We start from the raw sequence: 13,215 nt of genomic DNA, 5'->3' as shown, positions 1-13,215 counted from the left end.
GGCCTTTTCATCAAGCCCAGGACAAACAAGGGATTGGCCTTTATGATTTGTCACGCCTGTATTTGACCTTAAACATGGAGGCGAATTTTAACTAATCTTACTTATAGAGAAAGAGGAACGTCTTTACTGCTCTGCAAAGATCGCTTTTAAGCGTCCCAGGGACTCTTGATTTTGGTAGCTATTGATGCAGTTCAGGATATCCCTTTTCTCACTGGATGTCAATCTCCAGTTGAGAGAAGCCCTTTGCACTTCCAAGTCCTCTTGCTCTACCTGATCCCCGTTCTTTTTTCTTTCTTTCCGCTCTAAAAAGTCTACTGAGGAATATTCAAATTCAACCCTTTCCAAGTCAAAATCTGAATTTTCTTTCATGTAGTTAAACAGCGTTTCATTATTGAGGGTTTGCACATTATCCCAGTTGATATAGATGTTCTTTAGAGGGGTAATCAGTTTCTGGGAAATTGTCGGCGGGTTTTTCTTTTCGATTTCCAAAATCTTCTCTGAATCCCTGATGGTGACCAAGACCACCCCGTCGGTATTTTCGGCAATCCATTTTCTGAACACGTACAAGAATCGAAGGGCATCATTGATACCGAAATTATCGGACAAGCCCGCATCCATGATCTCCATTTGCGGCTCTGAAGGCAGTTGGATATTGGGAGTGATAAAAGGAAAAGTGGCCCCCATTCTCAGGGCACTGATAAACCGCAAACTCTTGGCATCCTGTTCACGAAAAAATCTCAAAAAATCTATCGCCTGGCTTTTCTCTTCATTGCCAGTAGATCTTCCCAACGAAATCCCCATATAACTCATTGAATGGGGAGCGATAAAGAGTTTTCTCCCGTCATTGACAATCAGGGGAGTTACGGGAAGCATGGGAATCTTGGCTTCTTTTTCCGGTTTGGCATAAGCCGCTAAAGGCTTGTCCAAAACACCTTTGGTATTGATGTTCAATTGATTTTCAAAAGCAAAGCCCCGGTCTTCCAGGTAGTCCCTGCCATTATACGACACATGTTGGTTTCTTATCAAAAGATCATTGACCATCAAGGTAAAAATAATTGGGTTCAGGTTATCCGCAGATATCTGTTTGAGGTATTCCTCACTGGTCACATCCACGCTGTCAGCCTCCAGGGACTGTAGATAAAGCTCCCTAAAAAACGCGGCGCCTACCACTCCACCAGATGCTCCGGTTATTAACCTTGTATGCGGCATCAACTTTCCTTCTGAAACTTGATGCACTTGCTGAAGCACATGCAAGGTCCATAATGCCGCCCGCTGTCCGCCCCCACTACAGGTGATCAATACCATTTTTGGAGGAGCATCTTCAGGGAATTTGGCCCTCCAAGTATCCAAGATGACCTCGGTATTCTTTATATCTCCTTGTACGGTATCGGGATGTACCAGGGCATTGAGACGGCCCAGGTTATATTCCGCGGGTTCGGTATCGTAGTCCAGGCCCAAAGCAGAATGGGGCCGGTTCATGATTTCTGTTCTGGAGGCAAGGTTAAAGACAATGAATATCCCAATGGCCACGAAAGTGGACCAGCTTCTCAACCAAAATGTAACCGCTCCTACCAACAAGGTCAATATAGAGAACATCAGCATTACGCTCATGGCGGCAGGAAACTGTAGCAGCTCATTGTCCCTAAAAAAGCCCAATATCAAAATAAACACCACCAAAACCGTTTCTATGATAAACAGGTTAAGGTGATTCTGATCAAAGACCTTAAGGATCATAGTGCCTTCAAACCTGGCCAAATCCGGTCTGACCGCCTTTATTTTCATGTCAATATCCAAATAAGTATCGACTTTATCTTTGGCCCGCTTTCTGTCCTGGTACCGCTTGATCACGTTGGCTCTGGAGACTTTGGTCTTTCTCAACTTTTTGTCCAAGGTATCGGTGAACATGACAAAAAAGTCTTTGTTGGTCAGGGCAAAGTAGGAAAACAGAAACAAAAAAGTCAGGAGGTTCCCAATGAGGAAGCCGATGATGTACCTGAAAATCTCCCAATCACTTTCCAACTCGTTATCCAGCTGGAAATCGATCACGCTGAACAGGTAAACCGTATAGACCAAAAATGGAATCAGGCTATTATTGATACAAAACCGGATAAAAGGTCTGGAAAGAACGGCCAAGAACTTAAACTTTGCCGCATCCATAATATAAGTGGTCATGTGAAAGGCCATGGTAAAAATGGCAAAGCCAATTCCCATCAAAAAAAAGCCTATCCAAGACACTTCGTTTAAATATTCAGGATCCAGAAACAAATAAGGAATGCCAAGTACCCTGCCGAAGTTATTCGAAAAGACCATTACCAGCAATACCCAGATACACACCAGCGCAATGTTCTTTTTCAAGTGGAGCTTGAGCAATTGAATCGGAAAACTGTGCGAAATGGCAGTCCACATAAATGGTATTTTTAAAAGTTAATATACCATTTTTGTTTGTTTATTGGCATTTCTAGCCCAAAAAAGTCAAGACAAGTTACGCTTTATATCAGCTACTCAGCGAATAATGAAAATTTCTATTTGGGCTTTCTCCAATAGGTATTACCTTAGCCCTCCGAAAGTCTAAAGAGGAAGAAAAATGAGAATCTGGTTTTTGTGCAAAGTAAAATATGCGAAGGAAAACGAGCAAGGGCTCCTAAAAAATGTTAACGAACAATACCTCATTGATGCAGTATCATTTACGGAAGCAGAAGCCCGTATTTACGATATGCTGGGCAGCGTCATCCGTGGGGATTTTCAGGTGACCAATATTAGCAAAAGTAATATTGTAGATGTATTTTTTTATGACGACATCGACCTTTGGCACAAGTGCAAGGTAACTTACGTAGTGGCTGACGCTGACAGTGGCAAAGAGAAAAAAGTGACCCAGTATATGCTGGTGACCGCTCACGATGTCAAGGAAGCCTATGACAGGATATACGAAAGCCTGAGCAATATGCTGGTGACTTTCCGTGTTCCGGACATCACCGAAAGCCCGATCGTCGAGATCTTCCCTTATGAAAGCGAGGATGAGGAATTATTGCCGCCACCGCCTTCCAACCTTAAACCGGTCAGCGAGGTAAGGGCCGATCAAATGCGTAGAGAAGAAGCCCGCGCCACCTCTGCTCCAGAGGCAGCTCAAGAGGAAGAGGAAGATTTGGAAGAAGAAGAGCCGATAGTGGATGAAACGCCTGAAATCACAGATGAATCAGAAGAAGCATCTGACAACTATGATGAAGAAGACGAAGAAGGGGTAGAAGAACTTGCCTCTAGCGATACTGATGAAGAAGAGGACAAATAATGTCTCTTTGCTCCTGCTAAATCCCGCAGGATAATTATCAATAAAAAAGGGCCGTTTTGGCCCTTTTTTATTTAATCTCTTTATTTGCTCAATTCAATACCACCTCATCCAAAAACACCCAGCCTTTATCACCGGCACCTCTAAACCACGCAGGTAAATTGGGATTGGGCGTAATTTTAATCCTTAACTTATCGGAAACCTTACTGTCCATTTGATAGATAAGCTGGGCCATCCGACTTCTCCCGGACCTTTCAGGGACCTCAAACTTCTCCGAGGCCACCGTTGTCCATCCACCTGCTTTCTGGGCCATTATTTCCACTTTCAAAGGAGGGAAAATATGGGCCTCCTCATGGTACATCATGCTCAACGCTACAGTCCCTACTTTTTGTCCATCGGATAGGCCAATATCCAAAATCATGGGCTCATCTTTGAATCCCAGCCAAGCGCCGGATGCATAATTCGAATCCCCCTTCTTCAGATCAAACAAGGTCTTTACTCCATCCCCTTGATAATTCCCGGAAGGCTTCGTCCTTAACTCAACCTCTTTAGGTGTAAATCCTGCCTTATATAAGTAAGCTTCTGCTGCTTCACTTCTTTGCCAGCCCTTTGCGAAGGCCACGGCCTTAACTGCCGAGGTATTGTCCAATAGAATGGGCTTTTCATACCGAAGACTATTTATGCTGTCAGGAGCTGAGCCATCTAAAGTATAGAAAATTTCCACCGAACCTATAGGGTGCTTGATCTCCACCTCTTCTTCCCCGTCGATAATCTCCTTTTTATACTTAATTTGTGGACTGTTCAATTGATAAACCACCCCTTCATCTTCATACCCCCACTCGACTTCTACGTGTGGACGTTTGTCCAAAAACTCGGCAGCATGCTCTTCGCTTAGTCCGGTGCTCCACAGAAACAGGTACTCCAATGAGTTTGAATTCACCAAAGTTTTGAAAACACTTTGGTCCAAATCATTCCCTACTAAAGACACCGCTCTCAGCTTAGGTAAAGAGGCCAGCACTTCCAATTGTCCTGCTTCAAGACCACAGAAATTGAGCTTCAGATCTTCTAGATGACTGAAATCCTTCAAAAAACTGAGATCCACTCCCTTTAATGGCATCCTGTTGAGATTGAAACTGACCACTTGTTCTTTGACTTTTTTCAGTTCATCGAAAGAGGAAGGATCAAAGGCGGCGGCACCAAAATAAGATATTTCCAAGGCAGGGGACTCTGGATAGATAGGTTTGACCACCCTGTAAAAATTATTCAGCTCCTCTACTTTTTTGGGATCAGCAGCTTCAAAATCATAAGGTTCTTCCTTTTCCAATTGTAAACTGGCCAATTGATACATTGGGCTTTCCTCTCCTTTATCTGCCACTCTTCCTTCAAAAGATGCACCTTCCTGCACCCAGATCTTCAATATTTCCAGTTCCTCAGGACTAAGCTGGGGTTTTCCTTTAGGCGGCATGTGCTTCTTCTCTTCCTTGGGAAGTAAAAGGCGCTCTATAAAAAGGGATTTGTCCCAATTGGCGGTATCAAACAAGGAACCGTTTTTTCCACCTTTCTGGATCATGGCCACCTCGTCCAGCCGCAACTCTCCCTTACTCTTACTGGATTGGTGACAGTTGATACATTTTTGTTCCAAAATCGGCTTTACCAAATGGGTGTATACTTCAGCCTCTTCCAAAGGTACACCTGCACTGTTTTTGGCCTGCACAGGTTCTAACAGAAAATCTGTTCCATGCGTAAGGTTGGCTCCCCAATGCCCTGCACCGATGAGGACAAGTAAGAGGGTCAAACTCATGCCTTTCTGCATCTTGGGCCACTTGTCCATCATAAAGTACACCAATAATGCCAGGAAAAACACCGCCAGCCCCAACCATTTGTGCAACACCAGGTTATCCCCCTCATACCCTTCTTCATGGCTCAGCACCCATCCGGTCAGCACGGTAATTCCGGCAAAAAATGTTGCAAACAACAGCGACCACCTGGCCATTTGCTGTTGGTAGGGAGTCGGTAAAATCCTGGGCACCAAAACAAATACCAGTGCAATCACCATCAGTACAATGGGAAAATGCAAAATCAAAGGATGACTTCTGCCGGCCACTTGTAATAAGGCAGGCACCTCTAACCGGTCGCCGCCGATCAGAAATATAATGATAAGGCCGGTAAAAACGATCAGTAAGTTTTCTAACCAGCCTCGTAGGTTATTTCTTATGTTCATGGGTACTTTTGATAGTAATACAATCCCTCCTCAGGAAGTTTTAATTTATCGGCAAAAGGCCTTAGACAAGGATATCCTTCACCACATGTCCTGCCACATCGGTCAAGCGGTATCTTCTACCCAGGTGCTTGAAAGTGAGCCGCTCGTGATCCACCCCCATCAGGTGCAGCACAGTAGCCTGAAAATCGTGCACATGCACAGGATCTTTGACGATATTATATCCAAATTCATCCGTTTCCCCATAAACCATCCCTGATTTCACTCCGCCGCCGGCCATCCAAATGGAAAAGGCCCTAGGGTGATGGTCCCTACCATAATTATCCGCCGACATTTTGCCTTGACAGTAATTGGTTCTACCAAATTCACCGCCCCAAATCACCAGTGTCTCGTCCAACAAGCCTCTTTGCTTAAGATCGGTGATCAAAGCCGCGGAAGCTTGGTCGACGTCTTTGGCCTGTCCGGCCATCTCATTGGGCAGGTTGCCATGCTGGTCCCAGCCCTGGTGGTAGAGCTGCACAAAACGCACCCCGTTTTCCGAAAGCTTCCTTGCCAGCAGACAATTAGCAGCATAGGTACCCGGTACCAAACAATCGGGTCCGTAAAGCTTGATGATACTGTCCGGTTCTTTGGATACATCCGTTACTTCAGGTACGGCAGTCTGCATCCTAAAAGCCATTTCATACTGCTGGATTTTGGCTTGGATCTCCGGATCCCCAAACTTATCGTAGGAAAGCTGATTGAGGCTGGCTATCTGATCCAGCATCCTTCTTCGGTCCATTCTGCTCATCCCATCTGGATCACCCAGATACAGCACAGGATCTTCTGAATTGGAAAACTGTACACCTTGGTGCACGGCATCCAGAAATCCATTGCTCCAAAGCTTGGAATACACCCCCTGGCCATTGCCTTTCCCGCGACTGAGAAGTACGCAAAAGGCGGGTAAATTATTGTTTTCACTACCCAATCCATAGCTTAACCATGAGCCCATACTGGGCCTGTTTCCCACTTGAGCTCCGGTTTGAAAAAAAGTCAGGGCAGGATCATGGTTGATCGCCTCGGTATGCATGGATTTTACAATACAAATGTCATCAACTATTTTGGCCGTATGGGGAAACAAATCACTGATCCAGGCCCTGGCCTCACCGTATTGGTTAAAATCATAATAGGATCCCACCAATGGAAAGGAGCTCTGTCCGGCAGTCATTCCGGTCAGTCGCTGCCCCATCCGTATACTTGCAGGAAGGTCCTCTCCCATCTTCTGTCGTAACATGGGTTTATAATCAAAAGACTCCAATTGGCTCGGAGCACCGTTTTGAAAAAGGTAGATTACTCTTTTTGCCTTGGGAGCAAAATGGGGAACCGCTGCCATAATCTCTTCTTCCATACTTGATTTTCCGGAAAACAGATCCGGTATCAACAAGGAACCTAAAGCCATGCTGCCCAGTCCCAAACTCATTTTGGAAAGGAATTTCCTTCTGTTTTGATTTAGTCCGTGTTCGAGTATTTCCTTTTCCATATCAAATTTTAGTAATCGTTTCTTCCAAATTATACAAGGCCACAATCACCTGCATCATGGCGGCTGTCTCTGCTTTGACGGCATTTTCTTTCAGTGGGGTTTCCCCTACCTCCAGGCTTTTTCCTATATCATCAGGCTGCTCTTCAAACTTCTTTCTTTCTTGTTCATAATACCCCAGCATGATATCCAGCTCTTTCTCTCCCATTTCACGACAGAGAATTTTTTTGAATGCCAACTGAATGCCCTCTTTTGCGCTGATTCCTTTTGTTTCAATTTCTGCGGACAGTACCCTGGCGGCCTCCAGCACAAATGGATCGTTCAGCATTACCAGCGCCTGCAAAGGCGTATTGGTTCTTCCGCGGGTAACCTCACAACGGTCCCTGTTACTGGCATCAAAAATAATCGCCTTCGGTGGTGGAACGGTGAGCTTGATAAAGTGATAAAGGCCCCTACGGTAAAGATCATCCCCATGGTCCTGCACATATTTGGCGAGTGTACCACGTCCGGAGGTCGCTGCCTCCCAAAGCCCTTCAGGCTGATAAGGCTTGATGCTCGGCCCTCCAATCTCCTTGTTGAGTAGACCACTGGAGGCCAACACCAGATCCTGAACACTTTCTGCAGTAAGACGAAGTCGTGGAGATCGGGACAAGTACAGGTTTTCAGGATCCCTTTTCAGACTTTTATCGCTTACTTCTGAACTTTGACGGTAAGTAGCCGACATAAAGATCTGCTTCATCAGGCGTTTAATATCCCAGCCATTTTCCATAAAATCAACTGCCAGCCAATCCAACAGTTCGGGATGGGTAGGAAGGTCTCCCTGCATACCAAAGTCCCCTGCGGATTTCACGATTCCCTGGCCAAAGATTTCCTGCCAGATCAGGTTCACAAATACCCGGGCGGTCAGGGGGTTCTCTTTGCTTACCGTCCACTTGGCCAGACCTAACCTGTTTTGGGGCAGATCATTCGGAAACTCCATAATGGATGGGGGCGTCGATGCCTGTACTTCTTTGGTCGGGGCATCATAGACACCTCTGTCCAAAATATAGGTCTTACGCAAAGTATCCAGCTCGTCCATTACGGAAACCATTATTTTACTGGTATCCTGATGGTTGAGATAGCTCAAAACCCCTTCATGATCAAAATCCTCTTGGTTTATCCATAAAATGGGTGTTTTCGCAGGCTTGCTTCTGGACACATCCCCCTCGAAGCCTTTTTCAGGAGTATTGTTGAAAAAAGCATACATCTGAAAATAGTTTTCCTGGGAAAAGGGATCATACTTATGATCGTGACACTGGGCGCATTCCATGGTTATCCCTAAAATCCCCTTACTAAAGGTATTGGTTTTGTCCAGAATGTATTCCACCCGGTATTCCTCGTGGATCACTCCGCCTTCCTCAGTGTATTTATGGTTTCTGTTGAATGCCGTGGCCAGAATCTGTTCCTTGGTGGCATTGGGAAGCATATCTCCCGCAAGTTGCCAGGTGATGAACTGGTCATAAGGCATGTTCTGATTAAAAGCATGGATTACCCAGTCCCTATAAGGCCATTGTGTCCTGTATTCATCGTCCTGATAACCATAACTATCAGAATACCTGGAAATATCCATCCATGGCACAGCCAATTTTTCACCGAAGGATTTCATTGCCATGAGCTCATCCACCAGCTTGCTATACCCCTCATCATCCATCTCGGCATATTTGTCCATCAAAGCTATATTCGGCGGCAAGCCGGTGATATCCAAGCTTAGGCGTTTGACAAGCGCGGCAGCATCAGCTTCTGGATTTGGAGACAGCTTTTTCTGCTCCATCTTGGCAAGGGTAAAGCGGTCTATTTCATTTTTTGCCCAATCATCCTTGGCTGGAAGTTCCGGTTTTTCTGGCGGCATAAATGCCCAGTGGGCCTCATACTTGGCCCCTTGTTTGATCCATTTTCTGATAATTTCAATCTCTGCTTCATCCAGTTTCAAATTGGACTCTGGCGGTGGCATTTGTAAGGAGGGATCTTCCGTACTGATGCGCTGATAGGCCGCTGAGGCATCCGGCTTTCCGGGAACAATTACATGCAATTCAGGATTGTCCTTCAATGCGGCATAGGCACCTTCTTCCGTATCCAAGCGCAAACCTGCTTCCCGCTTATTGGCATCAGGACCATGGCAGGCAAAGCAATTGTCAGAAAGAATCGGGCGAACATGAAAATTATAGCTGATCTGATTGGATGGAACCAAACTGGCCCCTGTTTCAGAGGGCTTATTACAAGCAGTATGCAATAAAACTCCTGAAATAAGTAATAGTGGTAGTAGGTTATTGGGGACTTTCATTAAACATTTATTGTTTATTTGTTTAAACAAACTTACATAAAACCCTTATTAATTACAATCAATTCTATTTGATTGTGTTAGGAAAATTTCCTTTAGGCTTATTGTTCATCATTTAGTGGGCTGATAGGAAAGGCAAACATGCTGCATGCCATCCTTGGTTTCTAGAAGAGTTTGTACTTAAAACTATCAGGTCACAGTTTTAAGGGCCTTTTTCAAGTCCTTGCTTCCAAATCAGCAAAACCGCTTACCTGATGCTATTTGCTCAGACTAAAGAGACTTCCTTGGACAACTTTTCAGGAAGAGGACTGTGTCAACACCGATAAATAGAACACATGCCCTAATCTAAAGAATATCTTAAAACTACACAACTAAAAATTTTAGTAGACTAATAGAAAACCAGCTAAAATTCTATTATCCCCCCTTCTCCAATACAAAAAAGAATCACTAGTTTCTTATATCGATATAATATTAACTGTGTATCTGCATTGTTGCACGTAACCAAATATTATAACGTTCTTGTTGTTTTCTGTTCTTTTATTTAGGTATTATTTTGTTCTATTAATGCTACGTGCAAAATCCCGGATAATCAGAAATGCATATATCGAATTGTGTGTATCCAGAAAGACACCAGTAGCTCTAAACTAAAAAATCATCTCACTCAACTTGTCTACTATTTTGATGACAACGAATTTCAAAAAACAGTTATAGCTCCGTCGAAAAACAACTGTTTCACAATTGGGGACTTGGAAAAAAAATGCCCTGAATAAAATTGAAATTATCCAGGGCATTTTATTTATCAATTAGCTTCTCTGTTCACCTAATCAAACAAGTCACCTCACACCGCTTATCTTAAAACTCCATGCATGCTGACAGGGCAATTCATCATAGGCCAAATTCGGGACTTTTACCAATAGATCATCCCCCTTTTGTACGTAATCAAGATTGCCTTCCAGTCCCAAAAGTTGCACTTTTGTCCCTCTAGAAGCTTTTATCCCCTTGATCAGTAATTCCCCCTTGGGAAACTTAGGACTAATGGCATAAATACTGCCTTCTTTTTCAGTGAAAAAAAGTTCCTTCACTGCCTTGCCCGGAGAAGGGTCTATCGTCTGCTTAAGGATATAATCCCCTCCCAAATAACCTTTTTCATGATCGATTTTACGGTCACCTGCCGACCACTGAGCAGACTGTTTCCATTTTCTTGTGCCATAGATAGCTTCGCCATTGACCTCTAACCATTCTCCCATTTCCAACAAACGTTCTTGCATGATAGGTGGAATATTGCCCCTGGCATCGGGACCAATATCCAAGAGCAAGTTTCCTCCATTGCTTACAATATCCACCAGCATCAATAGCAGCGCCCTGGTACTGTTATAATCCTGCGCGTCCTCATTTTGATTATAGCCAAAAGAAAAACCCATTCCACGGCATTCTTCCCAAGGTTTGTCAAATACCTTTCCAGCCTCATATTCTGTGGTATAGTAACCTCCATGCTTTTGCCTCAGTCCCTTTCCCCAGCGGTCATTGACCAGAATATCATCTTTAGCGGCGGACTCATTGTATAGCCAGGCCAAAAACTCCTCGCTTCTCCACTTTTCGCCTTCCATTTCCCATTCACCGTCGGTCCACAGGATATCAGGCGTATAATTCTGTACCAAATCCTTCACCTGTGGCAGGTAATGTTCTTCCACAAACCTGTCCTTATCATTCTGCCACCAAGGGTGATACCATTCATAGAGGGAATAATATAGGCCCATCTTTACGGGGGTCTTCCGGACGGCTGCCGTCAGCTCGCCGACCAAATCCCGCTTGGCCCCCACTTCCATGCTGTTCCAGGCAAAGCCCCTGTCATTGGCCTGCTTGTTGGGCCAAAGGGTAAAACCGTCATGGTGCTTGGAAGTCAGCACAATGTATTTAGCTCCGGCCTGCTCAAAGAGACTGGCCCATTCCTCAGGGTCAAAAAGATCCGCTGTGAACATTTCCCCAAAATTGTAGTAAGGGAAATTTTCCCCATAGGTTTCCGTATGGTATTGGTACACCTCATCCCCTTTAAAATCTCCGTTTCCAAAAAGTGCTTTGCTTTGAAGCCAATACTGGTACCATTCGGAATAGGTTCCCTTGGGAGACCAAGCGGGCACAGAATAGGGACCCCAATGGATAAAAATCCCGAACTTGGCGTCCTCAAACCAAGCAGGAACCGGTCTTTTGTCCAATGATTCCCAATTGGCTTCATATTCTTGGCCTATCACCGGAGCCAGTGAAAGGAGCAATACCAGCAAGGACAGACAACTTTTGACTTTTTTCATTTCAATTCGCTTTACTAATTCTTTGTACTACAGCTAAAAACTTATTAATAATTTTACATTATTCAGCATGAATTTACAAAAACTTTCGACTATCTCTCCATCACAAAGTATAATAGGTAAAAAAATATAGCATTTTGTGGAATATTAGGGCAAATCCTTGGATCGCTTAACTGCTTCATCTATAATCCTACACCTAAATATATAGGGTGCACACCAAATAAGGGGGCCGCAAGAACCGGGCAGGCCCCTGGACATTAGAAGGCAAGATCAATTTATGTCGTTCATCTTCACAGTTGACTGAACAAAATAAATTCGTGTAAATCCGTGTAATTCGTGGACTTCCTTGTCAAAATTTATTCAGTAGTCGTCATCCTTTATAACCACATCACTCCCTTCCAACTCCTGAATTTTGGCAAACATCTGGCGGAATGTATTCCAAGCGGTTTCCTGTCCTCCATCTCTGTCCGGTTGATTTTCATAGAAACCATCCATAAAGCTTCCTGCCCCTGACCATACAGTCTGCATCATCCCGTAAAACCGAGGCTTCATTTCACTCGTGGCCGTCTCCCTAAACCTGAACATGTCCTTGACCTGCTCCACCGATACTTCCGGCTTCCTCCAGTTACAGGTCAATACCCGAAAACCCTTCATAGCAAAATACACCGCTGACTGATCTGGCCGTTCATAATGCCAATCCCCGATCACCACATCTTTAGGAATCATATCTATGGCCCTATGGGTATTGTTCATGCTCGCCTCCCACATCCCCATACCGGTAGTCTTTCCATCCAACAACCGGTCGCCCCATATCCATAACTCTCTATCTTTTTCTGCCAGATGGTTCCTGATTTTCCGTACCTCATCGGCAAAGAGCGCTGCTTTGTCCTTCCCCGAACAACGGGGACATTTGTCATCCCCTATATAAAATACCTCGTCCATGCCGGCATGAAAAGCATCCGCTTCAAAAGCCTCACATATCTCATCCACCATATCGAAAACTACCTCATGTACCTCCGGATGCAAGGGACAATAGCTCTTACAGTACAGTCCATCCTCATTCGGCCACTCATATTCTTCAGGCAGCTCGACATGGGGCGTTTCATCAAATTCCGGATAAACTTCCAATAGCTTTTCCAGTTCACTGTGCCAGGATTGGTGGCCCAATAAGTTGATCTGGGGAATGATCCTTATTTCATGGTCCCGGCACACTTTCACCATTTTTTTCACTTCCTCCAAGCTCAATGTTTCATCGGCTCTCAGTTCGGGACGCCGCGTATAGTCATACCGGTAATCCACGCGAAGTACCAAGGTATTGATAGCCCTAGGTGCCAATTCCTCCTCAATAAATTTCACAAAACGATCGACTTCATCTGGATTAGGTGCTGCTATGGCAAAGGCCTTGACGGGTAAAACATCCTCACTTAGCCCTTGGGGAAATCCTGTCTGGAAACAGCCTATCAAGAGCAACAGGCTACTGATGATAATTTTCATAAATAAGGTATATTTTGGGTTAAATTGATGAAGCATAATTTAGCCAATAATTTGGAATTTGTTTCATTTTTAGGGCAGAAGCAC

At 44.5% G+C, this 13,215-nt stretch carries 7 protein-coding genes; 1 reads left to right on the top strand and 6 read right to left on the bottom strand.

Annotated elements, in window-relative coordinates; translation table 11 throughout:
- Positions 1-123 precede the first annotated feature (123 nt).
- Positions 124-2,406: a patatin-like phospholipase family protein gene (locus ACYVAA_RS07720; RefSeq protein WP_460540188.1), complete on the bottom strand. Its 2,283-nt coding sequence runs from the start codon at positions 2,404-2,406 to the stop codon at positions 124-126.
- Between the two features lie 178 nt (positions 2,407-2,584).
- On the opposite strand from ACYVAA_RS07720, the gene ACYVAA_RS07715 reads away from it, so the two are divergent.
- Positions 2,585-3,286, top strand: a complete 702-nt coding sequence (locus ACYVAA_RS07715; RefSeq protein ID WP_460540186.1) for a DUF4494 domain-containing protein — start codon at positions 2,585-2,587, stop codon at positions 3,284-3,286.
- A gap of 88 nt (positions 3,287-3,374) precedes the next feature.
- On the opposite strand, the gene ACYVAA_RS07710 is transcribed toward ACYVAA_RS07715, so the two are convergent.
- The 5 genes from ACYVAA_RS07710 to ACYVAA_RS07690 all read right to left on the bottom strand — a co-directional run bounded on the left by ACYVAA_RS07710 (position 3,375) and on the right by ACYVAA_RS07690 (position 13,131).
- Positions 3,375-5,504: an FN3 associated domain-containing protein gene (locus ACYVAA_RS07710; RefSeq protein WP_460540184.1), complete on the bottom strand. Its 2,130-nt coding sequence runs from the start codon at positions 5,502-5,504 to the stop codon at positions 3,375-3,377.
- Positions 5,505-5,565: 61 nt separating this feature from the next.
- Positions 5,566-7,020, bottom strand: a complete 1,455-nt coding sequence (locus ACYVAA_RS07705) for a DUF1501 domain-containing protein (RefSeq protein WP_460540182.1) — start codon at positions 7,018-7,020, stop codon at positions 5,566-5,568.
- A 1-nt stretch (position 7,021) separates the two neighbouring features.
- Positions 7,022-9,337: a PSD1 and planctomycete cytochrome C domain-containing protein gene (locus ACYVAA_RS07700; RefSeq protein ID WP_460540180.1), complete on the bottom strand. Its 2,316-nt coding sequence runs from the start codon at positions 9,335-9,337 to the stop codon at positions 7,022-7,024.
- Between the two features lie 830 nt (positions 9,338-10,167).
- A complete protein-coding gene (locus ACYVAA_RS07695; protein WP_460540178.1) occupies positions 10,168-11,640 on the bottom strand; it encodes an alpha-L-fucosidase in 1,473 nt (490 codons plus the stop codon).
- Between the two features lie 357 nt (positions 11,641-11,997).
- Positions 11,998-13,131: a family 20 glycosylhydrolase gene (locus ACYVAA_RS07690; protein WP_460540176.1), complete on the bottom strand. Its 1,134-nt coding sequence runs from the start codon at positions 13,129-13,131 to the stop codon at positions 11,998-12,000.
- Positions 13,132-13,215: the final 84 nt, after the last annotated feature.

The sequence above is a fragment of the Echinicola sediminis genome, assembly GCF_054777495.1.
Note: the sequence above shows the minus strand (reverse complement) of the source record. Positions and strands in the feature narration are given on the sequence as shown.